Here is a 22,577-nt window from a genome sequence, read left to right as displayed (position 1 = left end):
CCGGCCGCCGGTTCGGCCCGACGGCCATCATGGGACGAACGGCCTGTCATGCTCAGGCCGCTTCGCGGAACCGGTAGCCTACGCCGTAGAGCGTTTCGATCATATCGAAATCCACGTCAACCATTTTGAACTTCTTGCGAAGTCGCTTGATGTGGCTGTCGATCGTGCGGTCGTCCACATAGACTTGCTCGTCATAGGCGGCGTCCATCAACGCATCGCGGCTCTTTACGACGCCCGGGCGCTGCGCCAGCGAATGCAGGATCAGGAATTCCGTGACCGTCAGGGTCACAGGCTCGCCCTTCCAAGTGCAGGTATGGCGTTCCTGGTCCATCGCTAACTGGCCGCGTTCCAGCGTACGGGCCTGCTGGTCGGCACCGCCGCTTGCCTTCACCGCACCGGGTGCCGCAGCTTGCGCGTCGCGGTTGCTGGAGCGTCGGAGGATGGCTTTGACGCGCTCCACCAACAGGCGCTGCGAGAACGGCTTGGTGATGAAGTCGTCGGCGCCCATCTTCAGTCCGAACAGCTCGTCGATCTCCTCATCCTTGGAAGTGAGGAAAATGACCGGTATATCGGACTTCTGGCGCAGGCGGCGCAAAAGCTCCATGCCATCCATGCGCGGCATCTTGATGTCGAATATGGCCAGATGCGGCGGGCGGGCGAGCAGGCCGTCCAGAGCCGAGGCGCCATCAGTATAGGTTTCGACCCGATAGCCTTCCGCCTCCAATGCGATGGACACCGAAGTGAGAATATTGCGATCGTCGTCTACCAACGCGATGGTCTGCATTCTGTCTGTCTCCGCCATACTGCGCGCATCTCCTGGATTTGAAGCCCAGCCGGGTCATCGATGCCCGGGTGATGCGTGTTTGAGTATAAAGGTGGAACAAATTGTGGCAAAGATAAAGGGGATGCGTATCTGGCAGCCATTGGCGCAGACGGTTTGGCTGCAAAAACTTTTCAATCAAACCGATTTAAAACGGCAAAAAAGTTTTTAAATCGATTAATTATTTGATTTTATTGATATAATTAGAATCGTTCTCTTGCTCTTTTTAAATCCGCTCGTTACCTTGCTGTCATGATCAACGTCAGCTGAAGGAAGGCGCGACATGGAGGAGTTCGGAGCTCACAACACGTCGAACGGCATCGCGACCATCGGTCTCGGCAACGCCGCGCGGGTGAACTACAATCTGAATGAGAGTGAGCTTTACGAAGCTGCCCTGCGTGGTGGCGAGGCTGAGCTGACGGTGGATGGCGCTCTGCGCGCGGTGACAGGCCAGCATACGGGCCGCTCGCCGAAGGACAAGTTCGTCGTTCGCACGGCAGAAACAGAAGACAAGATCTGGTGGGATAACAACAAGCCGATCTCGCTAGAGCACTTCGAACTTCTTCGTCAGGACATGCTGGCCCATGCTAGCGGCAAGACGCTTTATGTGCAGGATCTCATCGGCGGTGCTGATCGTGATTACGCACTTCCGACTCGTGTCATCACCGAGCTTGCCTGGCACGCGCTCTTCATTCGTAACCTGTTGATCCGTCCGGACCGTTCGACGCTGTCGAGCTTCCAGCAGAAGCTGACGATCATCAACCTGCCGAGCTTCAAGGCGGATCCGGCCCGTCACGGCTGCCGCACAGAAACGGTCATCGCCTGCGATCTCACCCGCGGCATTATCCTGATCGGCGGCACGTCCTATGCCGGCGAAAACAAGAAATCCGTCTTCACCGTCCTCAACTATCTCTTACCGGAAAAGCGCGTCATGCCGATGCACTGCTCGGCCAATGTCGGCCCGGATGGTGACGCAGCGGTCTTCTTCGGCCTGTCTGGCACAGGCAAGACGACCCTGTCTGCCGATCCGAACCGCACGCTGATCGGCGATGACGAGCATGGCTGGGGTGAAAACGGCATCTTCAATTTCGAGGGTGGCTGCTACGCCAAGGCGATCCGTCTTTCTGCGGAAGCAGAGCCGGAAATCTATGCCGCGACGCGCCGCTTCGGCACGGTTCTGGAAAACGTTGTTCTCGATGAGAACCGCGTACCCAATTTCGACGATGCATCGCTGACGGAAAATACGCGTAGCGCCTATCCGCTGCACTTCATTCCGAATGCTTCCGAGACGGGTCTTGCGCCACATCCGAAGACGATCATCATGCTGACGGCGGATGCTTTCGGCGTGATGCCGCCGATCGCCAAGCTGACCCCGGAACAGGCCATGTACCACTTTCTGTCAGGCTACACCGCAAAGGTTGCTGGCACGGAAAAGGGCGTGACGGAGCCGGAAGCCACCTTCTCCACCTGCTTCGGTGCGCCATTCATGCCGCGTCATCCGACGGAATACGGCAACCTTCTGCGTGATCTGATCGCTCATCACGGCGTCGATTGCTGGCTTGTGAACACTGGCTGGACCGGTGGCGCTTACGGCACTGGCCGCCGCATGCCGATCAAGGCGACGCGCGCGCTGCTGACGGCTGCCCTGAACGGCGAGTTGAAGAAGGCCGATTTCCGTACCGACGCCAATTTCGGCTTCGCGGTACCAGTGGCCGTGCCGGGTGTCGATACGTCGATCCTCGATCCGCGCTCGACTTGGTCCGATGGTGCCGCCTACGACGCACAGGCCAAGAAGCTCGTCAACATGTTCATCTCGAACTTCACGAAGTTCGAAAACCATGTCGACAGCAAGGTCCGCGACGCTGCACCGGGCGTTCTCGCCGCTGCCGAGTGAGAGCCGGCAGGACTTGACTGAAAGATTCTGGATGCCGCCGGGTTTGCCCCGGCGGTTTTCTTTTACGCGTCTTTATGAAATAGAGCGTCTCCACGAAGACGTTGCAGCTGCCTCCTGATGCGCGACTGCCGGAGACGACCATGGCCAGTGATCCTCTTGTCATTAACAGCCGTATCACCATTGCCGGCTGGGAACTGACAGAACAATTCGTTCTGGCGGGCGGTCCCGGCGGGCAGAACGTCAACAAGGTGTCGACGGCGGTCCAGCTTTTCTTCGATCTCATGAATTCGCCCTCGCTGCCGGAACGGGTCAAGACGAATGCTGCCCAGCTGGCGGGCCGCCGCCTTTCGAAAGACGGCGTTCTGATCATCGAGGCCAATCGTTTTCGTAGCCAGGACCGAAACCGGGAAGACGCGCGCGAGCGGTTGAAGGAGCTGATCCTGGAGGCGGCAAAGCCGCCACCGCCGCCGCGAAAGAAAACAAAGCCGACCAAGGGTTCAATCGAACGCCGGCTTAAGGAAAAGTCGGGCCGGGCCGACATCAAGAAAATGCGCGGTCGCCCGGCCTCGGATTGAGGGAGGACGCCGATGTTTCGATTGCCTGAAGGAATTCGCCATCTGCCTGATCATCTCGATCGCCAGGCCCAGGCTGACCTAGTCGAGGAGATCAGGCTTGTCGTGGCAGAGGCGCCGCTGTTCGTGCCCGTGATGCCAGGCACAGGAAAGCCGATGTCGGTTCGCATGACCAATTGCGGATCACTTGGCTGGGTGACCGACAAGGAACGCGGCTATCGCTATCAGCCCGAACATCCCGTGACCGGCAAGATATGGCCTGCCATACCAGAGCGCCTGCTTTGGCTTTGGAACGACATCACTGCCTACCCGAAGCCGCCGGAAGCCTGCCTCGTCAACTTTTACGACGATACGGCCCGCATGGGTCTGCATCAGGATCGCGATGAGCAGGATCTCGCAGCGCCCGTCTTGTCCATTTCGCTTGGCAATAGCTGCCTGTTCCGGGTGGGTGGGTTGAACCGGAAGGATCCCACGGGCTCTTTCAAGCTGTCGAGCGGTGACGTCGTGGTCATTGGTGGTGAGGGCAGGCTTGCCTTCCACGGGGTCGACCGGATTTATCCTAATACTTCAACACTTCTGAAGAATGGCGGGCGGATCAACCTGACATTAAGGCGGGTGAACCCGTAATTTTCAAAGCTTCCTGAGCGCCACCGTTTCCACCAGATGGTTGCTGCCTTTGCGCAGGATAAGATCGGCGCGCGGCCGGGTGGGCAGGATGTTCTGCCGCAGGTTCTTCAGGTTGATGTTCTGCCAGAGTCCCTCGGCGATCGTCAGAGCTGCATCCTCGTCGATCGTAGCATAGCGGTTGAAGTAGGAGCTTGGATCGCGAAAAGCGGTCTGACGTAGCCGCATAAACCGCTCCACATACCAGTGATGGATCAGTTTCTCATCCGCATCAATGTAGATCGAGAAATCGAAGAAATCCGAGACCATCGGCACAATGGTCCCGTCTTCGGGCAGCGTGCGCGATTGCAGCACGTTGATGCCCTCGAAGATCAGGATATCGGGGCGGTCGATGACGCTGAACTCGTCGGAGAGCACGTCATAGGTCAAATGCGAATATTTGGGTGCCTTCACGTTCGGCTTGCCGGCCTTGATGGAAGACAGGAAACGCAGCAGCGCGCCTATATCGTAGCTTTCCGGAAAACCCTTTCGCTCCATCAGGTTTTCGCGCTTCAGAACCGCATTGGGGTAGAGGAAGCCGTCGGTGGTGACCAGATCGACCTTCGGGCTGGAAGGCCAGCGGGTCAGAAGCTCCTGCAGAATACGGGCGGTCGTGGATTTGCCGACGGCGACCGAGCCTGCAATGCCGATAACGAAAGGCGTTTTTGCCTGGTCGGAAAGGCTCAGGAAACGGTTGCGCTGCTGGAACAGCAGCTGCGAGGCTTCCACATGCGCCGACAAAAGACGCGACAGCGAAAGATAGATGCGCCGCACCTCGTCCAGATCGATCGGGTCATGCAGCGAGCGCAGCCGTTGCACTTCATCCGCTGTCAATGTCAGGGGCGTATCGGCCCTGAATTTCGCCCATTCCTCTGAACTGAACAGAAAGAAGGGAGAATAATTGGTTGCCTTCGATGGCACCGGCGGGATGTCGGATTCGACGGGCTGGCTGGCGATCGTCATGAGGGCTTGCGGCTCGCCTTCTCCTGCAATCCGGATTGGCCGGTGCGGCGTTCGAGTTCGTTCAGAACATCCTGCAACGGAAGCTCGGCAATCTTCAATACGACAATGAGATGATAGAGCAGATCGGCGGCTTCGGCGGTCAGATTTTTGCGATCCTGCCCCATGGCGGCGATCACGGTTTCGATCGCCTCTTCCCCCAGTTTCTTGGCGGCTTTTTCCTGCCCACTGGCAACGAGCTTGGCCGTCCAGGATTCCTCCGGCGATGCCTTGGCTCGTTCGGCGACGATGCGTTCGAGATCGGAAAGGGAAAACATGGTCTATAGCCTTTCTCAATCCAGACGCATGGCAATGCCATGATCGGCCATATAGCGCTTGGCCTCGCCGATCGAATAGGTGCCAAAGTGGAAGATGGAGGCGGCTAGAACCGCCGTCGCATGACCTTCTTTCACGCCCGCAACGAGGTCATCCAGCGAGCCGACGCCGCCGGAGGCGATGACGGGCACGCGAACCGCATCGGCAATTGCGCGCGTCAGTTCCAGGTCATAACCGATCTTGGTGCCGTCCCGGTCCATGGAGGTGACAAGCAACTCGCCCGCGCCACGCTCCACCATGCGGGCGGCAAACTCGACGGCATCGATGCCGGTCGCATTGCGTCCGCCATGGGTGTAGATTTCCCAGGCGCTCATATCGTCTTGGCCCGGGCCTTGGGTGCGGCGGCGCTTGGCATCGATGGAAACCACGATGCACTGGTTGCCGAACTTGTCGGCGGCTTCCGCCACGAAATCCGGGTTGTTGACGGCGGCGGAGTTGATCGACACCTTGTCGGCACCGGCCAGCAGCAGCTTGCGAATATCGCCGATGGCGCGCACGCCGCCACCGACGGTCAGCGGCATGAAACAATGTTCCGCCGTCTGCGCCACGACCTCGAAGATCGTATCGCGATTGTCAGAGGAGGCGGTGATGTCGAGGAAGCAGAGCTCGTCGGCACCGACAGCATCATAGGCTTTGGCAGCCTCGACGGGATCGCCGGCATCGATCAGATCGACAAAGTTTACGCCCTTGACGACGCGGCCGTCCTTGACGTCGAGGCAGGGGATAACGCGGGCCTTCAGCGTCATGCGGCAGCTCCCTTGGCAGCGCGGATCAGTGAAAGCGCTTCAGCCGGATCAATGCGCCCATCGTAAAGGGCGCGGCCGGAAATGGCACCTTCCAGACGGGCAGCATCCGGTTCCAGCATGCGGCGGATATCGTCCAGCGAGGCAAGGCCGCCGGAAGCGATCACCGGGATCGAAACGGCGTTGGCGAGTTCCAGCGTGGAAGCCCAGTTGATGCCGGCCAGAATGCCGTCGCGATCGATATCGGTATAGATGATGGCGGCAACGCCAGCCCCTTCGAATTTCTTCGCCAGTTCGATCACGCCGAGTTCGGACGCTTCTGCCCAACCTTCCACGGCCACCTTGCCGCCCTTGGCATCGATGCCGACGGCGACCTGGCCGGGAAATTTCTGGCAGGCTTCGATGACGAGCGCCGGATTGCGCACGGCCACGGTGCCGAGGATGACGCGGGCAAGCCCGCGAGAGAGCCAGGCTTCGATGTGGTCGAGCGTGCGAATGCCGCCGCCGAGCTGCACCGGGTTCTTGGTGGCCTTCAAGATGGCATCCACGGCAAAGCCGTTGCGGCTTTCGCCGGCAAAGGCGCCGTCCAGATCCACCACATGCAGCCATTCGAAACCCTGGTCTTCAAAGGACTTCGCCTGGGCGGCCGGATCCGGGTTGTAGACGGTGGCCTGCTCCATGTCGCCAAGCTTCAGGCGAACGCATTGGCCTTCCTTGAGGTCGATTGCGGGAAACAGAATCATGTCAGGGGTTCCAGCGCAGGAAGTTGGAAATCAGGGCAAGGCCGAGCTTCTGGCTCTTTTCCGGATGGAATTGCGCGCCAGCCTTGTTGTCCTTGGCCACGAAGGCCGTCACCGGCCCGCCATAGTCCGTGGTCGCCACCACATCATTAGAGGCTTCCGCATCGAGATGATAGGAGTGGACGAAATAGGCATGCAGGCCGTCATTGCCGGTCGGGATGCCCTCGAACAGCGGGTGAGGGCGATTCAGCGTCAGCGTATTCCAGCCAATCTGCGGGATCTTGAGGCCAGGATCGGACGGCGTCATTTCCTTGACGTCACCCTTGATCCAGCCAAGGCCATTGGTCACTTCCTTTTCAAGCCCGCGCGACGACATGAGCTGCATGCCGACGCAGATACCGAGGAAGGGGCGGCCCTTGGCTTCCACGACATCCAGAAGCGCAGCCTCCATGCCGGGGACTGCGGCAAGGCCGCGGCGGCAATCGGCATAGGCGCCAACGCCTGGAAGAACGATACGATCGGCGGCAGCGACGACTTCCGGCCGGTCCGTCAGTTCCACGTGCGCGTCAACCGCTGCTTCACGCACGGAGCGCTCGAACGCCTTGGTCGCGGATCGAAGATTGCCCGATCCATAGTCGATGATCGCAACGCGCATCAGCGTCCTCCGTCATGATCGAAAAGCCCAAGCGCCTGGCCGGTCCAGCCGGCCGCTTGCGGGGCAGGGGAAAGCTTGCTCCAATCGGCAGGCGGGACATCCTGCGCGCTTGACGCGCTTTCCAGATTTGCAAAATAGGCGGCTTCCGCGCTGGCAAGGTCCGTTGCCACAACAACGTCCTGTAGCGTCCAGCACTTGAACCTCAGGCTTTTGACCAGGATATGGTGGCCTTCGAGCCCGATCACCAGAGCGAGCGCCAGATTGGTGAGCATGCCCGCCAAGGAAAGGCCGGGAAGCTCCGCGACCCGCCCGGCCGCAATCTGCAGCCCAAGCACGACGGCGCCGGTCAGCCAGCAACGCTTCCAAAGCAGCCAGAGGCCCGGAAACAGAAAGGCGAGCCAGTTGAAACGATCCGCGATAAAGCGCGTCGAACGGTGATCTCGATCGGCACCGCTGGGTGGCTCAAGCACATATAAACTGATCACGTAAGCTCCTGACTGGCGTCAGACCAGCGTTCCTTTGGTAGAGGGAACGCGGCCCGCCTGGCGCGGATCGATCTCGGTCGCGGTTCTCAACACACGCGCCACGGCCTTGAAGCAGGTCTCGGCGATGTGATGGTTGTTGGCGCCGTAATGGTTCATCACATGTAGCGTGATGCCGGCATTCTGGGCGAGCGCCTGAAAGAATTCCCGCACCAGTTCGGTATCGAACGTGCCGATCTTCGGGGCGCTGAAGGCGACGTTCCAGACCAGGAAGGGACGACCGGAAAGATCGACCGCGGCCTTGGTCATAGTTTCGTCCATGGCAAGATCCAGCGACGCGTAGCGGGTAATGCCACGACGGTCGCCAAGCGCCTTCGAAATCGCCTGGCCGATCGCAATGCCAGTGTCTTCCACCGAATGATGGTCGTCGATATGAAGGTCACCCTTGCAGTCGATCTCCATGTCGATCAGCGAATGTCGCGAGAGCTGCTCCAGCATATGGTCGAAGAAACCGATCCCCGTCGAAATCTTCGAGGTGCCGTTGCCGTTGAGATCGACGGTCACGGAAATGGAGGTTTCATTCGTCTTGCGCGAAATGGTGGCGCGGCGTTCGCTCATCGTCTCTAACCGGTGTCATTCAGCCTTCATCTGGAAGGCTGCTTACCAGCCGCGCCGCATGGGTGCAAACGATTCCGGCATGGACAGGCGGTCGAAGAGGAGGGGAATTGCAATCCCGGTGCCGCCACTTACATGAGGGCCAACGACCGGTATCCACCGGCAGAACAATCGCCCCGCATCGGGGTCACGGGTATCAAGAGTATGACGACAATTATTACAGTGCGAAAAGGCGGCAAGGTGGTCATGGCCGGTGACGGGCAGGTGAGCCTCGGCCAGACCGTGATGAAGGGGAATGCCCGCAAGGTGCGCCGCATCGGCAAGGGTGAAGTCATTGCAGGCTTTGCCGGCGCGACGGCCGATGCCTTCACCCTGCTCGACCGCCTTGAAAAGAAGCTGGAGCAATATCCCGGCCAGCTGATGCGGGCCGCGGTTGAGCTTGCCAAGGACTGGCGTACCGACAAGTATCTGCGCAATCTGGAAGCCATGATGCTGGTGGCGGACAAGAGCGTGACGCTTGCCATTACCGGCAATGGCGATGTGCTGGAACCGGAACATGGCGCGATCGCCATCGGCTCCGGCGGCAATTACGCCTTTGCCGCTGCGCGCGCTTTGATGGATACGGACAAGTCGGCGGAAGAGGTGGCCCGCCAGGCCCTCGATATCGCCGCCGATATTTGCGTCTACACCAACCACAATCTGGTGGTTGAGACGCTGGACGCAGAATAATCTGAACAGAACACCATGAAGGGCTCCGTGGGCCGGGCCGTTTAAGGCCGGCCGGAACGGAGATGCCAAGAGGAAACCATGACAACCTTTTCCCCCCGAGAAATCGTTTCCGAGCTGGACCGCCACATCATCGGCCAGCATGACGCCAAGCGCGCGGTCGCCATCGCGCTTAGAAACCGCTGGCGCCGTCAGCAGCTGGATGACAGCCTGCGCGATGAAGTCATGCCGAAGAACATCCTGATGATCGGCCCAACCGGCGTCGGCAAGACGGAAATCTCCCGTCGTCTGGCTAAGCTCGCCGGTGCGCCTTTCATCAAGGTAGAAGCGACGAAGTTTACGGAAGTCGGCTATGTCGGTCGTGACGTCGAGCAGATTATTCGCGACCTCGTCGAGATCGGCATCGGCCTTGTGCGCGAAAAGAAGCGCGCCGAAGTGCAGGCCAAGGCGCATCAAAGTGCCGAAGAACGCGTGCTAGATGCGCTTGTGGGCGCTACCGCTTCGCCTGCCACACGTGAAACATTCCGCAAGAAGCTGCGCGCCGGCGAGCTTGACGACAAGGAAATCGATATCGAAGTGGCCGATGCCGGTTCGGGCATGCCTGGTTTTGAAATCCCCGGCATGCCGGGCGCCAATATCGGCGTGCTGAACCTCGCGGAAATGTTCGGCAAGGCCATGGGCGGCCGCACCAAGAAGGTGCGTACCACCGTGTCCAAATCCTATGGCGAGCTGATCCGCGACGAGTCCGATAAGCTGATCGACAACGAGGTCATCCAGCGCGAAGCCGTGCGGGCTGTTGAAAACGACGGCATCGTCTTCCTCGACGAGATCGACAAGATCGCCGCCCGTGATGGCGGTCTCGGTGCCGGTGTCTCGCGCGAAGGCGTGCAGCGCGACCTGCTGCCGCTCGTCGAAGGCACGACGGTTTCCACCAAGTATGGGCCGGTGAAGACGGATCACATCCTCTTCATCGCATCGGGTGCCTTCCATGTGGCCAAGCCCTCGGATCTCCTGCCCGAACTGCAGGGCCGCTTGCCGATCCGCGTCGAGCTGAAGCCGCTCTCCAAGGAAGATTTCCGCCGCATCCTGACCGAGACAGAGGCCAGCCTGATCCGTCAGTATATCGCGCTGATGGCAACGGAAGACCTGAACCTCGAATTCACCGAGGATGCTATCGATGCGCTGGCCGACGTCGCGGTGCATTTGAACGCGACCGTCGAGAATATCGGCGCTCGTCGTCTTCAGACGGTCATGGAGCGCGTGCTGGATGAAATCTCCTTCCACGCACCGGACCGTTCGGGCAGTTCGGTCATGATCGACCAGGCCTATGTCCGCGAGCATGTGGGCGACATCGCCCAGGATACGGACCTGTCGCGCTACATCTTGTAATTGGTCCAGCGCTTGAGGGCGTGGCGCATCCGCCACGCCCGACATCACGAGAGCGGCATTTTGTGAAAAATTGAAGGAGACGGACTCGACTCCTCGCCTTGCTTTTCACTAAGGGACTGTCAATCTGAGCGCGGTCTAACGAACCCCCTGATTCGGGGAGCGGTGTGTTGTGACAGGCTCATTGTAACAATCCTTGGGATGTCGATCTTGCGACCTATCGTTCTGGCATTGATGATGACCTTGGCCTTGAGCACGTCTCAGGCAGAAGCAGGTAGCATATCCGTTATGCCGCCCGGCAATCGCAATGCAGAGCAGCCGAAGATCCCTGGAGCGTCGACGCGCCGCACGCGCGATGTTCGCACAACCTTCGACGATAAGTACGAGCGCATCCGCGATCTTCTGGCCAGCGACAAGAGCCTGATGTCGAAGATCAAGCAGACGGCGCGCCAGTACGATATCGATCCCATCCACATCATCGGCGCCATCATTGGCGAGCACACCTATAATGTAGATGCCTACGACCGGCTGCAATCCTACTATATCAAAGCGGCATCTTACGCCGGCGACAGCTTCCGCTTTGGCTATAAAGGCATGTCTGTCGGCGAATTCGTATCGAAGTCGCAGTTCGACCAATGCAAGGAGTTCACCGATTCCTATCGTCTGTGGAGCTGCCGTGAGGATGTCTGGGAAAAGGCCTTCCGCGACAAGACAGTCGATGGCGTCTCCTATCCGGATAACCGCTTCAGTGCGGTCTTCTTCCAGCCCTTTTATGCCGGCCAGACGTTTGGCCTCGGTCAGCTGAACCCGCTGACTGCGCTGATGCATGCCGATATGGTGTCGAAGGTTTCGGGCTATCCCAAGCTTGAAGCATCCGATGCGCAGGGCGTCTACAAGGCCATCATGGACCCGGACAAGACGCTTGCCTACATGGCTGCGACCATCAAGCGGTCCATTGATGATTATGCCGATATTGCCGGAATCGATATTTCGAAGAATCCGGGTATCACGGCGACGCTCTATAATGTTGGGAATTCCGCCAAGCGCGCCGCAGCTCTTGCCGCCAAGAACCGCAGTGGCGGTTTTTCCTGGCCGCAGGAGAATTATTACGGCTGGCTGGTCAACGACAAGCTGGACGAATTGAAATCCCTGCTCTGAGTGCTGATATACGGTTCTTCTGCTAGACGTTCAGGAGAACCCGGTCATGGACATGCGTCCAGAACCTTTTGAGCCTCCCGCACCCGTTCCGCGCACTGTCCCGCCTTCACGGCTGGAGATCATTCGCACCGTGCTGCGCAACCCACTCGAGCTGTGGGGGGAGCCCTCCTATACGCTGCCCTGGATCGATACCAAGTTCTTCTCCGAGCGCACGATCATCATCAATGATCCCGGTCTGATCCGCCATGTACTGGTGGATAATGCCGCCAATTACGAGATGTCGGAAATCCGCCAGCTCATTCTGAGGCCGATCCTGCGCGACGGCTTGCTGACGGCGGAAGGACAGGTCTGGAAGCGATCGCGTAAAGCCATGGCCCCGGTTTTCACGCCGCGCCATGCCAAGGGCTTCGCTGGCAAGATGCTGGCGAAATCGGAAGAGTATGCCGAAAAATATGCGGACATCGGGCTGGATGGCCGCGTGACGGATATCTCCGTCGATATGACCGAGATCACCTTCAACATTCTTTCGGAAACGCTGTTTTCCGGTGAGATCGTCACCGCCAGCAATAATTTCTCTGATGATGTCGATAATCTCCTGCACCGCATGGGCCGAGTGGATCCCATGGACCTCTTACGCGCGCCGCCCTGGGTTCCGCGGCTGACACGGATTGGCGGCAAGAAGGTTCTGGGCAAATTTCGTGAGATCGTGCGGCTCACAATGGAAAAGCGCACGGGTCGCATGGCGGCGGATCGCGCCGGCACGCCGGATGATTTCCTCACGCTTCTTCTCGAACTTGCCGGGCCGGATGGACTGACGCTGGATGAGATCGAGGACAATATCCTCACCTTCATCGGCGCTGGCCATGAGACAACGGCGCGCGCCCTTGCCTGGACGCTCTACTGCGTCGCCAATGCGCCGCATGTGCGCGAGGCGATGGAAGAGGAGATCGATCGTGTCACGGCATCCGGTGCCGACCCTGTCGACTGGCTGGACCTGATGCCGAATGTCCGGGCTGCCTTCGAGGAGGCGCTTCGTCTTTATCCGCCGGCGCCCTCCATCAATCGGGCGGCTATTGAGGATGATGTCTGGACAAGCCCGGACGGCAAGAGCGTTCGCATCGAAGCGGGCACCACGGCGCTTGTCATGCCCTGGACGCTGCATCGTCACCAGCTTTACTGGGAAAAGCCAAGGGCCTTCCTGCCAGAGCGTTTCCTGCCGGAGAACCGCTGCAAGATCCACCGCTTCCAGTATCTTCCCTTCGGTGCCGGTCCGCGCATCTGCATTGGTGCGACCTTCGCCATGCAGGAAGCGGTGATTGCCCTTGCCGTTCTGATGGGGCGCTACCGGTTTGATCCGACACATGAGACCAACCCCTGGCCTGTGCAGAAGCTGACGACACAGCCGAGGGACGGACTTCCCATGCGGGTGAGCCGTCGGCAAAGAACCGCTTGAACCAATGCCGCATTGACTAGCGGCCCTCAGCGCGCAAGAACCTGTTCTCAAGGATAAATGAATGGAGATCAGGATGAGCCGCATTGAAAAACACGGTCTGGCGATCGACGAAGCGCTGCACACCTTTCTGGTGGAAGAAGCGCTGCCGGAGACCGGGATAGAAGCGGATCATTTCTTCGCCGCGTTTTCCGCGCTCGTTCATGATCTTGCACCGAAGAACCGGGCGCTGCTGGACACGCGCGACCAGTTCCAGGCAAAGCTGGATGACTGGTATCGCAAGAATGGCGCGCCTGTCGATCTCGCCGCCTATGAAGCTTACCTGCGCGAGATCGGCTACATTCTGCCGGAAGGCCCGGCCTTCTCGGTGTCCACCGCCAATGTCGATCCGGAAATCGCCGCGATTGCCGGCCCGCAGTTGGTCGTCCCCGTGATGAATGCACGCTATGCATTGAATGCCGCCAATGCGCGTTGGGGCTCGCTTTACGACGCGCTGTACGGAACAGACGCCATTGCTGAATCGGACGGCGCTGAAAAGGGAAAGGGCTACAATCCTGTTCGCGGGGAGAAGGTGATTGCCTGGGCGCGCGATTTTCTCGATCGCTCCGCCCCCTTGTCCGGCGCAAGCTGGCGCGATGCGGCAGGTTTCAAGGTTACCGATCAGGCTCTGTTTGTGGTGCTGGCCAGCGGAACGGAAACGGGGCTCTCTGATCCCACGCAATTTGCCGGCTATCGCGGCGATGCCGCAAAGCCCTCTGCCCTGATCCTGAAGCGCAATGGCCTGCACGTTGATATTCGCATCGATGCTGGTACCGCGATCGGCAAGACGGACAAGGCGCATATCTCCGATGTGCTGCTCGAATCGGCGATCACCACGATCATGGACTGTGAGGATTCGGTTGCCGCTGTCGATGCCGAGGACAAGGTGGTTGTCTATCGCAACTGGCTCGGTCTCATGGAGGGCGACCTGACAGAAGAGGTGACCAAGGGCGACAAGACCTTCACGCGCCGCCTGAACCCGGATGTCGCTTTTACCGGTGCCGACGGTATGGAAAAGACGATTCCCGGCCGCTCGCTGATGCTGGTGCGCAATGTCGGGCATCTGATGACGAATCCGGCGATCCTCGATCGCGACGGTCGCGAAGTACCGGAAGGCCTGATGGACGCCATGGTGACGGCGCTGATCGCGCTTCACGATGTCGGTCCCGGCGGTCGCCGGCAGAATTCGCGCGCGGGTTCCATGTATGTGGTGAAGCCCAAGATGCATGGGCCGGAAGAAGTGGCCTTTGCTTCGGAAATCTTTGCCCGTGTGGAAAAGGCGCTGGGCATGGCACCGAACACCATCAAGATGGGCATTATGGACGAGGAGCGGCGCACGACCGTCAACCTCAAGGAATGCATTCGCGCTGCCCGCGAACGGGTGGTGTTTATCAATACCGGCTTCCTCGATCGCACCGGTGACGAGATCCATACCTCCATGGAAGCCGGGCCGATGATCCGCAAGGGCGACATGAAACAGGCCGCATGGATAGCGGCCTATGAAAATTGGAATGTCGACATTGGATTGGAATGCGGGCTTTCCGGCCACGCCCAGATCGGCAAGGGCATGTGGGCCATGCCGGACCTGATGGCCGCCATGCTGGAGCAGAAGATTGCGCATCCGAAGGCGGGCGCCAACACGGCCTGGGTTCCGTCACCGACGGCGGCCACGCTGCACGCCACGCATTACCACAGCGTTAGTGTTGCTGAAGTCCAGAACGGCCTGAAAAGCCGCTCGCGCGCAAAGCTTACGGATATCCTGTCGGTGCCGGTCGCGCAGCGTCCCAACTGGACGCCTGAGGAAATCCAGCGTGAGTTGGATAACAATGCTCAGGGTATTCTGGGCTATGTGGTGCGCTGGGTCGATCAGGGCGTCGGCTGCTCCAAGGTGCCAGACATCAACAATGTCGGCCTGATGGAAGACCGCGCCACCCTGCGCATTTCCGCCCAGCATATGGCGAACTGGCTGCATCATGGCTTGGTGACCGAGCAACAGATTATCGAGACCCTGCGGCGCATGGCAGCCGTCGTGGATGGCCAGAATGCGGGCGATCCGCTTTATCAGCCGATGGCCGGACGTTTCGACGAATCGGTCGCGTTCCAGGCGGCGCTCGAACTGGTCCTGAAGGGGCGCGAACAGCCGAACGGTTATACCGAACCTGTGCTTCATCGCCGTCGCCTGGAGGCCAAGGCGAAAGCGATCGCGTGATTCGCTGAGGAAGCTTAGTGTAGGGGGCAGCTTCGGCTGCCCTTTTCGTTCGTCGCGACAAACGAAAAACGGCGCGTTTCCGCGCCGTTCCATGCAATCAAAATAAAGATCCGTCTTACTGGATAACGACGACCTTGGCGCTGCGGCCCGGGCGGACGCGGCTGTAGAGATCGATCACATCCTGGTTCATCAGGCGAATGCAGCCGGACGAAGCGGCCGTGCCGATCGAGGCCCATTCCGGCGTGCCGTGCAGGCGGAACAGCGTGTCTTGACCCTTCTCGTTGTAGAGATACATGGCGCGAGCCCCCAGCGGATTGCTGAGACCAGGACCCATGCCGTCATCGACATAGCGGGCGACATCAGGCTTGCGCTGCGCCATTTCCTTCGGGGGATGCCAGGTCGGCCATTCCTGCTTCCAGGCAATATAGGCTTCGCCCGCCCAGGCAAAGCCCTGCTTGCCGACGCCGATGCCGTAACGCATGGCCTTGCCGTCACCCATCACATAGTACAGGAAGCGTTCGCGGGTGTTCACGATGATCGTTCCGGCGCGCTCCTGCGTGTCGAAGTGAACGACCTGGCGATGGAACTTCTTGTCGACGCGGTTGATCGGGATCGCCGGCAGCTTGAAGCCTGCGTCGGTTACCGGACCATAGGCATCGCTATAGATGGTTTCGCTGTCGCCACGGAAGTCGAGGATCTTGGGCTGTGCCAGGGTCGAGGTGGCGCAGCCCAGCAGGGCGAGCATCCCAATAAGACCGGATGCAATCATGCTGGAGCGGGTTCGCATGGATGTCTCTTACGATTTGTTTAGGAAATGAAGATGAGTCGATCATCTTTGATGGGACGTTATTTTCGATTACAACTGCCTTGGCAAGGCATTGAGATGCCGCGACTGTTCGCCGGTGCACAATAGGAATGTGCCATTGCCTTTTTGCAACATTGCCCACCATTGCGGACAAAGTTCATGACACTTGTCAATATCGGTTCCAACAATCCGCTGGTTGACGGGCGGCAATCCGCACGTGCGATGATGGTGCGCAAGGGCGTACAACTCCTGCTGAGCGAAATGCGGCATGCGTTACTGCCGGAACTCTCGCTCTCCAATGGCCGTCGCGCCGATCTCGCCAGCGTCACGGCCAAGGGGGAAATCTGGATCATCGAGATCAAGACGTCGATCGAGGATTTTCGGGTGGACCGCAAATGGCCCGATTACCGCGACTTTTGCGACAGACTTTTCTTCGCCACCCATAAGGATGTGCCGCTGGATATCTTTCCCGAAGAGTGCGGGCTGATTCTCTCGGATGGCTATGGCGCGCATCTGCTCCGCGAGGCACCGGAGCATAAGCTCACCCCTGCCGCCCGCAAATCCTTTATGCTGAACTTTTCAAGAGCTGCTGCGCAACGCCTGCTGGCCGCCGAATGGGCGACCGGCCGATCCTTCGAGGAAATGTAAAGATTACTTCGGAGCGCGCTTCGCCAGAATGCGCTGAAGTGTACGGCGATGCATGTTCAGGCGGCGGGCAGTCTCGGAGACGTTGCGCTCACACATTTCATACACCCGCTGTATATGCTCCCAGCGAACGCGGTCCGCTGACATCGGGTTTTCAGGCACATCCGCCTTCTCACCCGGCCGCTGTGTCAGCGCAGCATAGACATCGTCCGCATCGGCGGGTTTGGAAAGGTAATCCACCGCACCCAGCTTCACGGCGGTCACGGCGGTTGCGATATTGCCATAGCCGGTCAGCACGATCACGCGGGTGTCTTCGCGGCGCTCGCGAATGGCTTCGATCACGTCCAGCCCGTTGCCGTCGCCAAGGCGCAAGTCAATCACCGCATATTTCGGCGGATGTGCGCGGGACTTTGCGATGCCCTCCGCAACAGATTCAGCCACTTCTACAGTGAAGCCACGGCTTTCCATGGCGCGGGCCAGCCGGCGCAGGAAGGGTGCATCATCGTCAACGATCAGAAGCGAAGGATCCGGCCCCAGTTCGCCCAAGGTTTTCACATCGTTTCGCTCAATCTTCTCTGCCACCATTGTATTTCTCCAACTGAGGCTCTCGCGCAATCTACGATCAGGAAGCGCCTCCGGGTCAGTTTACGTCGCCCTGGGTCCCATTTCCATGACCGATCTCGGCCAGGAAACCCGAACCCGGGCCCCATGTTCGCCACCATCCCGGTTTTCAAAGACGAGAGTGGCACCGGAACGTTCAAGAAGCGTTTTCGCGATGAAAAGCCCGAGGCCAAGGCCGCCAGCCGTTTCGTTTTCGCGCCCTCTCGTCGTCATATAGGGTTCCCCGATATGAGATAAAACATCCGCGGGATAGCCCTCGCCATCGTCTTCGATCGTGATCGTCACGCGTTCAGCATCGTGATTCGTGGTGAGAACGACTTGGCTTTGCGCAAAATCCACAGCATTTTCGACGAGATTTCCAAGCCCGTAGAGAATACCCGCATTGCGATTTCCCACCGGCTCACGGCCACGATCGCCTTTTTCGACAAGGACAAGCTCGATTCCGAACTGCCGCTGCGGCGCGATCACCTCCTCGATCAAGGAGGAGAAAGGCAGTCGGCGCATATGCTCCTCATTGTCAGCAGACAGGGAGGTCAGCCGCCTCAATATGTCGCGGCATCTTTCACTCTGGCTGCGCAGGAGCGCGACATCTTCCCGGAACCTCTCATCGCCGGAAAGCTCCCGCTCCATCTCCTTGGCGACAACGCTGATTGTGGCAAGCGGCGTCCCGAGTTCGTGTGCAGCGGCCGCCGCCAGTCCATCCAGTTGTGAGAGATGCTTCTCCCGTTCCAGCACCAGTTCTGTCGCAGCCAGCGCATCGGCCAGAAGCGTCGCTTCGTGTGAGACGCGGTAGGCATAAAAGGCCGCAAACGACATCATGGAAACGATCGCGCACCAGGTTCCCAGCTGCAGAACGGGATGAACCACCAGCTGTTCACCCAGACGCCATGGCACGGCATAGGGCGAGAATGCCAGAAGGGAGGCGCAGGTCACTGCAAAGCCCAGCAGGACAAGCGAGTGGCGAAGCGGCTGCGAAGCAAATGATATGATGACGGGGACGCAGAGAAGCGGAGCGAACGGGTTTGCCAATCCGCCTGTCAGGAAGAGCAGGCCAAGCATCTGCAGGAGATCGAAGGCAAGAAGCGCCAGCGAGGCACCGGGCTCCAGACGATGGGTGGACGGAAAGCGGATGGCCAGCGTCAGATTGACGGTGGCGAGCGCGGAAACCAACAGTGCCGCCGGCAGAAGCGGCAGGGGAAACTGCAGAACCAGCGCCACGACCGCAACGGTGGTCGTCTGGCCAGCAACCGCCAGCCAGCGCAGTCGCACCAAGGTTTGCAGGCGCATGCGCCGGCTTGAGCGACCAAACTGCGTGTCGCGCAGCGATGCCGAGGATGTCTTTGTCATGCGTGTCTCAGGTTCCGCGCGGCTTTGCGCGATGCGTCGGCGGGGCATTGGCAGGATCCTCCGGCCATGGATGTTTGGGGTAGCGGCCGCGCATATCGGCGCGTACGTCCTTCCAGGATCCGGTCCAGAAGCCTGCAAGATCACGTGTCGTCTGGATTGGACGATGCGCGGGAGATGTGAGCTCGAGAAGAAGCGGCAAACGGCCGCCGGCGACGGCAGGATGTGCTTTCAGCCCGAAAAGCTCCTGGACACGAATGGCCAGCACCGGTTCGTCTCCATCATAACGAATCGGATGCCGCTGGCCAGTCGGCGCATCGAAATGGGTCGGCGCCAGGCGGTCCAGATCGCGCATCACCTCATGCGGGATCAATGATTGAAGCCCCTGCGTCAACCCCCCGACGTCCACGCCATCAAGGCTCGTACGGCCTGACTGGAACGGCACGAACCAATTCTCCAACTGCTCCAGCAGCGCTTCATCACTCACATCCGGCCAGGGCGCTCCGATGGTCCGGTGGAGAAAGCCAAGGCGTTCCCGCAACTGTTGCGCATCCTTGGAAAACGGCAGGGCGTCGAGCCCAAGCAGCCGCACGCCTGCAGCCAGTGCTTCCGCTGCAGCCTGTCCCGTTGGGCGGGGTAGTGGCGTCTCTTCCAGCACCAGCGCTCCCAGCCGAACAACCTTTCTGGCGCGCACCTGCCGGCTCTGCAGATCGAAGACACTTTCATCCGCACGGATGATGGCGGGCCCAAGTTCCTCTTCCACGGTCGCACGATCGATTTCGGCTGCGGCGAGAATGCGCGCCTGCGCAGCCCGCCCGGTCAGATCGGCAATCACAAGCATGCGGCTCGCGGCCAATCGCTCGGTCTCGGGCAGCTCGGCACCCCGCCCATTCGCCATCACGAAGCGACCGCGCCCGCCGCGTTGAATCGCTACACGATCCGGATAGGCATGTAGCAATAGGGCACCGGCACTGACAGGCTCGTTGGTCTCCGTGTGCGCTTTTGGCAGTGAGGCGGCCAGACGCGCGGCGAGCTTGCGTGCTGACTCAGCGCGCTCGCCCCGCTCGTTGCGAAACGACCGCAGCCGCTCGTCCAGATCGATGCTCGGCCCGCCCAGTCCCTGTTCGGTCATCAAAACCGCCAGCTGACAGGCCGCCGATGCGTGGCCGGAGGCCGCACCGGCAATCGCCATGGCCGCCAGGCGCGGGGGGAGCGAAAGCGAACGCATCTGCCGACCCATCTCGGTGATGCCGTCTTGGCCATCCAGTGCACCCATCATCCGAAGCAGGTCGCGTGCCTCTTTCAGCGCTGGCGCCGGCGGTTGATCCAGGAAACGAAGATCGGCCGGGTCGCGGACACCCCAATGGGCAAGGTCCAGCGCCAAAGCGGAAAGGTCACTCGCCAGGATCTGCGGTGGCGTGAAGGCGGGAAGGGCAGCCGTCTGCCCGGCATGCCACAGGCGAATAGCGATGCCTGGCTCGGTTCGCCCTGCGCGTCCGGCCCGCTGATCGGCGGATGCGCGGGAGACCCGTAAGGTTTCAAGCCGCGTAATCCCTGTCGAGGGTTCGAAGACCGGAAGCCGCTGCAATCCACTGTCGATCACAATCCGCACACCATCAATGGTAATCGATGTCTCGGCAATGGAGGTCGCCAGTACGATCTTCCGCGTGCCCCCAGGCGCTGGCTTGATGGCGAGATCCTGTTCCTTCTGTGAAAGATTGCCGTAGAGAGGAACAAGAACGGTGGGTGTCGGCAGCCTCTGCTCCAGGCGCTCCTTCGTCCGCAGGATTTCTGCCTGACCAGGAAGAAAGGCAAGGATCGAGCCGCTCTCGCTGGCATGGGCTTCGAGAACCGCCCGCGCCATGGCATCTTCGATGCGTTCCTGAGGTGCCCGGTCGCTGTGGCGGATATCGATCGGAAAACTTCGTCCCTCGCTTTTGACGACAGGGGCCTCGTCCAGGAGGGCTGCGACGCGCTCGACATCGAGCGTCGCTGACATGACGAGCAGCTTCAGATCTTCCCGCAGAGCGCTCTGGGCATCGAGCGCCAGTGCCAGCCCGAAATCTGCATCGAGTGAGCGCTCGTGGAATTCATCAAAAAGCACCGCCGATACCCCATTGAGCTCCGGGTCATCCAGAATCATCCGGGCAAAGACGCCTTCAGTCACCACTTCAATCCGGGTAGCCGCCGAGATCCGGTTATCAAGACGCATGCGATAGCCGACCGTATCACCCACCGCCTCGCCAAGAAGCGAAGCCATGCGGCCGGCCGCGGCTCTGGCGGCCAGCCGTCGTGGTTCCAGAAGGATGATCTTGCCGGTGCACCATGGCTGTTCCAACAGGTACAGCGGCACAAGCGTGGTCTTGCCAGCACCGGGTGGAGCAGAGAGAACCGCCCGGTTTCCCTCTAGCAGCACTCTACCAAGTTCCGGCAGGACGTCGGTAACGGGCAGTTTCGGCAATTGAGAATTCACTGCAGTCATCAGGCTATCTGATTCCCGATCACTGTCTGATAGGCCAGAATGGCGCCAGCCAGGTCCTCAAGTGCTGCGCCAACAGACTTGAACAGCGTGATCTCATCAGCGGATTGACGGCCTGCATGAAGACCCGTTGCGAAATCCTTGAGCTCTGCCAGGATGTCGTCGGCATCAATCACGCCGGACTTGAGCGGGATGGCGATATCGCCGCCCTCCTTTGTGGCACCCTCGCGCGTGTCGACAAAGATGCGGGAACGGCGAATCGCCTCGTCATCGCTTTCACGCATGGCCGGCGTAAAGGCGCCGACCAGATCGATGTGCGTGCCGGGTTTCAACCATTCGCCCTTGATCAATGGCTCGGACGAAAGGGTCGCGCAGGAAATGATATCGGCCGAATGCACCGCAGATGCGAGATTGGTTACGACCTCGGTTTGAAAGCCAAGCGACGCCGCTTGTGCGCTCAGCTCTTCTGCCTTCTGCTGTGAGCGGCCCCAGATGCGGATCCGTTTGAGCGGGCGGTGCACTGCATGCGCTTCGATCAGGTTGAGAGCCAGGCGCCCGGTGCCGACCATCAACATCTCCTCGGCATCCGCTCGCGCCAGATATCTGGCTGCAAAAGCTGACGTTGCCGCTGTGCGCCGCGCCGTCAATTCACCGCCATCGACCATGGCGAGCATTTCCCCCGTCTTGCCGGAGGACAAAAGATAGGAGCCAAAGATCGTGGGAAGTGAACGTGTGTGATTGTCCGGAAAGAGGTTGAGGATCTTCACGCCCATATACTCACCCGGCACCCAGGCAGGCATGAGAAGCATGGTCGCATTCGCCTCTCCCGGCACGCTGACCCCATGATGATGACGAAGCGGCATGACACAGTCGCGCGCGAACATATCCTCAATCGTACCAATGAGGGCAGGGAAGGGAAGTGCGTCCCTCGTATTTTGTTCATCAAGGACAATCATGCGAAAACTCCAGCAAAATAAGGCGCCACATTAGCGGTGCGCTGTCGTATCCGGGAGAGGGAAGAAGAAAAATGACATTTTTTTAAAAACGGGTGTTGACGTTTCCGAGGTGTGGGCGTATAAGCCGGGTCACTGACGAGGGCGGCGGCGCTGCTGGCGACGAAGTTCTTCGTTCTAGTGAAATCTCTGGAAATTGGCTGAATGCTGATTGGTGGGCCGGGTTACGGTTTGGCTCTGAGG

The 22,577-nt window shown here is 59.8% G+C and carries 23 protein-coding genes; 10 read left to right on the top strand and 13 right to left on the bottom strand.

The genetic code is table 11. The features are described from left to right. Positions 1-52: 52 nt before the first annotated feature. A complete protein-coding gene (locus Q2T52_RS21650; RefSeq protein WP_302078964.1) occupies positions 53-784 on the bottom strand; it encodes a response regulator transcription factor in 732 nt (243 codons plus the stop codon). 75 nt (positions 785-859) lie between these two features. Between Q2T52_RS21650 and Q2T52_RS21645 the strand changes: the two genes are divergently transcribed. From Q2T52_RS21645 to Q2T52_RS21630, 4 genes are all read left to right on the top strand, one after another. Further along, complete coding sequence (locus Q2T52_RS21645) at positions 860-1,009, top strand: hypothetical protein (RefSeq protein WP_302078963.1); 150 nt, start codon at positions 860-862, stop codon at positions 1,007-1,009. A 94-nt stretch (positions 1,010-1,103) separates the two neighbouring features. Continuing rightward, entirely contained in the window at positions 1,104-2,714 is a 1,611-nt protein-coding gene (locus Q2T52_RS21640) for a phosphoenolpyruvate carboxykinase (RefSeq protein WP_302078962.1), read from the top strand. Between the two features lie 140 nt (positions 2,715-2,854). After that, positions 2,855-3,289, top strand: a complete 435-nt coding sequence (gene arfB / locus Q2T52_RS21635) for an alternative ribosome rescue aminoacyl-tRNA hydrolase ArfB (protein ID WP_302078961.1) — start codon at positions 2,855-2,857, stop codon at positions 3,287-3,289. A gap of 12 nt (positions 3,290-3,301) precedes the next feature. Next, positions 3,302-3,913 (top strand): alpha-ketoglutarate-dependent dioxygenase AlkB, encoded by a 612-nt coding sequence (locus Q2T52_RS21630; protein ID WP_302078960.1) that lies wholly within the window; start codon positions 3,302-3,304, stop codon positions 3,911-3,913. Between the two features lie 3 nt (positions 3,914-3,916). On the opposite strand, the gene coaA is transcribed toward Q2T52_RS21630, so the two are convergent. The 7 genes from coaA to hisB are packed head-to-tail and all read right to left on the bottom strand — an operon-like array spanning position 3,917 to position 8,522. Then, positions 3,917-4,912 (bottom strand): type I pantothenate kinase, encoded by a 996-nt coding sequence (gene coaA / locus Q2T52_RS21625; protein ID WP_302078959.1) that lies wholly within the window; start codon positions 4,910-4,912, stop codon positions 3,917-3,919. Further along, positions 4,909-5,226 (bottom strand): phosphoribosyl-ATP diphosphatase, encoded by a 318-nt coding sequence (locus tag Q2T52_RS21620; protein WP_302078958.1) that lies wholly within the window; start codon positions 5,224-5,226, stop codon positions 4,909-4,911. Before Q2T52_RS21620 ends, coaA begins: the two co-directional genes overlap by 4 nt. 15 nt (positions 5,227-5,241) lie before the next feature. Next, the gene (gene hisF / locus Q2T52_RS21615; RefSeq protein ID WP_302078957.1) at positions 5,242-6,030 is read right to left on the bottom strand and encodes an imidazole glycerol phosphate synthase subunit HisF; all 789 of its coding nucleotides are present in this window, start codon (positions 6,028-6,030) and stop codon (positions 5,242-5,244) included. Continuing rightward, a complete protein-coding gene (gene hisA, locus Q2T52_RS21610) occupies positions 6,027-6,770 on the bottom strand; it encodes a 1-(5-phosphoribosyl)-5-[(5-phosphoribosylamino)methylideneamino]imidazole-4-carboxamide isomerase (protein ID WP_302078956.1) in 744 nt (247 codons plus the stop codon). Before hisA ends, hisF begins: the two co-directional genes overlap by 4 nt. 1 nt (position 6,771) lies before the next feature. Next, complete coding sequence (gene hisH, locus Q2T52_RS21605) at positions 6,772-7,422, bottom strand: imidazole glycerol phosphate synthase subunit HisH (protein ID WP_302078955.1); 651 nt, start codon at positions 7,420-7,422, stop codon at positions 6,772-6,774. Further along, positions 7,422-7,907: a DUF2628 domain-containing protein gene (locus Q2T52_RS21600; protein ID WP_302078954.1), complete on the bottom strand. Its 486-nt coding sequence runs from the start codon at positions 7,905-7,907 to the stop codon at positions 7,422-7,424. Before Q2T52_RS21600 ends, hisH begins: the two co-directional genes overlap by 1 nt. A gap of 18 nt (positions 7,908-7,925) precedes the next feature. Next, complete coding sequence (gene hisB, locus Q2T52_RS21595) at positions 7,926-8,522, bottom strand: imidazoleglycerol-phosphate dehydratase HisB (RefSeq protein WP_302078953.1); 597 nt, start codon at positions 8,520-8,522, stop codon at positions 7,926-7,928. Positions 8,523-8,723: 201 nt separating this feature from the next. Between hisB and hslV the strand changes: the two genes are divergently transcribed. The 5 genes from hslV (at position 8,724) to Q2T52_RS21570 (ending at position 15,487) form a co-directional block, all read left to right on the top strand. After that, a complete protein-coding gene (gene hslV, locus Q2T52_RS21590) occupies positions 8,724-9,248 on the top strand; it encodes an ATP-dependent protease subunit HslV (RefSeq protein ID WP_302078952.1) in 525 nt (174 codons plus the stop codon). Between the two features lie 78 nt (positions 9,249-9,326). Then, complete coding sequence (hslU, locus tag Q2T52_RS21585) at positions 9,327-10,634, top strand: ATP-dependent protease ATPase subunit HslU (RefSeq protein ID WP_302078951.1); 1,308 nt, start codon at positions 9,327-9,329, stop codon at positions 10,632-10,634. A gap of 207 nt (positions 10,635-10,841) precedes the next feature. After that, positions 10,842-11,789: a DUF1402 family protein gene (locus tag Q2T52_RS21580; protein ID WP_302078950.1), complete on the top strand. Its 948-nt coding sequence runs from the start codon at positions 10,842-10,844 to the stop codon at positions 11,787-11,789. Positions 11,790-11,835: 46 nt separating this feature from the next. Then, positions 11,836-13,242: a cytochrome P450 gene (locus Q2T52_RS21575; protein ID WP_302078949.1), complete on the top strand. Its 1,407-nt coding sequence runs from the start codon at positions 11,836-11,838 to the stop codon at positions 13,240-13,242. 73 nt (positions 13,243-13,315) lie between these two features. After that, entirely contained in the window at positions 13,316-15,487 is a 2,172-nt protein-coding gene (locus Q2T52_RS21570) for a malate synthase G (RefSeq protein ID WP_302078948.1), read from the top strand. 115 nt (positions 15,488-15,602) lie between these two features. On the opposite strand, the gene Q2T52_RS21565 is transcribed toward Q2T52_RS21570, so the two are convergent. Then, positions 15,603-16,274, bottom strand: a complete 672-nt coding sequence (locus Q2T52_RS21565) for a L,D-transpeptidase (protein ID WP_302078947.1) — start codon at positions 16,272-16,274, stop codon at positions 15,603-15,605. Between the two features lie 177 nt (positions 16,275-16,451). Between Q2T52_RS21565 and Q2T52_RS21560 the strand changes: the two genes are divergently transcribed. Beyond that, positions 16,452-16,940, top strand: coding sequence for an MmcB family DNA repair protein (locus tag Q2T52_RS21560; protein WP_302078946.1), 489 nt, complete (start codon positions 16,452-16,454; stop codon positions 16,938-16,940). Between the two features lie 3 nt (positions 16,941-16,943). Here Q2T52_RS21560 and Q2T52_RS21555 read toward each other — a convergent pair whose 3' ends face one another. The 4 genes from Q2T52_RS21555 to lhpI are packed head-to-tail and all read right to left on the bottom strand — an operon-like array spanning position 16,944 to position 22,337. Further along, on the bottom strand, positions 16,944-17,522 hold the full coding sequence (locus Q2T52_RS21555) for an ActR/PrrA/RegA family redox response regulator transcription factor (protein ID WP_302078945.1): 579 nt from the start codon (positions 17,520-17,522) through the stop codon (positions 16,944-16,946). Between the two features lie 60 nt (positions 17,523-17,582). After that, positions 17,583-18,905 carry an ActS/PrrB/RegB family redox-sensitive histidine kinase gene (locus Q2T52_RS21550; RefSeq protein ID WP_302078944.1) on the bottom strand — a complete coding sequence of 441 codons (1,323 nt, stop codon included), beginning with the start codon at positions 18,903-18,905 and terminating at the stop codon, positions 17,583-17,585. Between the two features lie 7 nt (positions 18,906-18,912). Further along, entirely contained in the window at positions 18,913-21,384 is a 2,472-nt protein-coding gene (gene hrpB, locus Q2T52_RS21545) for an ATP-dependent helicase HrpB (protein WP_302078943.1), read from the bottom strand. Beyond that, positions 21,384-22,337 (bottom strand): bifunctional Delta(1)-pyrroline-2-carboxylate/Delta(1)-piperideine-2-carboxylate reductase, encoded by a 954-nt coding sequence (lhpI, locus tag Q2T52_RS21540; protein WP_302078942.1) that lies wholly within the window; start codon positions 22,335-22,337, stop codon positions 21,384-21,386. The genes hrpB and lhpI overlap by 1 nt, the downstream gene beginning before the upstream one ends. Positions 22,338-22,577 lie beyond the last annotated feature (240 nt).

Source organism: Rhizobium oryzicola (genome assembly GCF_030504645.1).
GTDB lineage: Bacteria > Pseudomonadota > Alphaproteobacteria > Rhizobiales > Rhizobiaceae > Neorhizobium > Neorhizobium oryzicola.
The sequence above is the reverse complement of the archived record's forward strand: the minus strand, read 5'-3'. Positions and strand labels throughout refer to the sequence as shown.

Bases quoted from the DNA above. Each gene is read 5' to 3' on its own strand.
- Q2T52_RS21565 (WP_302078947.1), bottom strand. From the start codon at position 16,274: ATGCGAACCCGCTCCAGCATGATTGCATCCGGTCTTATTGGGATGCTC.
- Q2T52_RS21640 (WP_302078962.1), top strand. From the start codon at position 1,104: ATGGAGGAGTTCGGAGCTCACAACACGTCGAACGGCATCGCGACCATC.
- lhpI (WP_302078942.1), bottom strand. From the start codon at position 22,337: ATGATTGTCCTTGATGAACAAAATACGAGGGACGCACTTCCCTTCCCT.
- hisH (WP_302078955.1), bottom strand. From the start codon at position 7,422: ATGCGCGTTGCGATCATCGACTATGGATCGGGCAATCTTCGATCCGCG.
- hisA (WP_302078956.1), bottom strand. From the start codon at position 6,770: ATGATTCTGTTTCCCGCAATCGACCTCAAGGAAGGCCAATGCGTTCGC.
- Q2T52_RS21570 (WP_302078948.1), top strand. From the start codon at position 13,316: ATGAGCCGCATTGAAAAACACGGTCTGGCGATCGACGAAGCGCTGCAC.
- Q2T52_RS21650 (WP_302078964.1), bottom strand. From the start codon at position 784: ATGCAGACCATCGCGTTGGTAGACGACGATCGCAATATTCTCACTTCG.
- Q2T52_RS21560 (WP_302078946.1), top strand. From the start codon at position 16,452: ATGACACTTGTCAATATCGGTTCCAACAATCCGCTGGTTGACGGGCGG.
- Q2T52_RS21575 (WP_302078949.1), top strand. From the start codon at position 11,836: ATGGACATGCGTCCAGAACCTTTTGAGCCTCCCGCACCCGTTCCGCGC.
- coaA (WP_302078959.1), bottom strand. From the start codon at position 4,912: ATGACGATCGCCAGCCAGCCCGTCGAATCCGACATCCCGCCGGTGCCA.
- Q2T52_RS21630 (WP_302078960.1), top strand. From the start codon at position 3,302: ATGTTTCGATTGCCTGAAGGAATTCGCCATCTGCCTGATCATCTCGAT.
- hslV (WP_302078952.1), top strand. From the start codon at position 8,724: ATGACGACAATTATTACAGTGCGAAAAGGCGGCAAGGTGGTCATGGCC.
- hslU (WP_302078951.1), top strand. From the start codon at position 9,327: ATGACAACCTTTTCCCCCCGAGAAATCGTTTCCGAGCTGGACCGCCAC.
- Q2T52_RS21550 (WP_302078944.1), bottom strand. From the start codon at position 18,905: ATGACAAAGACATCCTCGGCATCGCTGCGCGACACGCAGTTTGGTCGC.
- hisF (WP_302078957.1), bottom strand. From the start codon at position 6,030: ATGACGCTGAAGGCCCGCGTTATCCCCTGCCTCGACGTCAAGGACGGC.
- hisB (WP_302078953.1), bottom strand. From the start codon at position 8,522: ATGAGCGAACGCCGCGCCACCATTTCGCGCAAGACGAATGAAACCTCC.
- hrpB (WP_302078943.1), bottom strand. From the start codon at position 21,384: ATGACTGCAGTGAATTCTCAATTGCCGAAACTGCCCGTTACCGACGTC.
- Q2T52_RS21620 (WP_302078958.1), bottom strand. From the start codon at position 5,226: ATGTTTTCCCTTTCCGATCTCGAACGCATCGTCGCCGAACGAGCCAAG.
- Q2T52_RS21555 (WP_302078945.1), bottom strand. From the start codon at position 17,522: ATGGTGGCAGAGAAGATTGAGCGAAACGATGTGAAAACCTTGGGCGAA.
- arfB (WP_302078961.1), top strand. From the start codon at position 2,855: ATGGCCAGTGATCCTCTTGTCATTAACAGCCGTATCACCATTGCCGGC.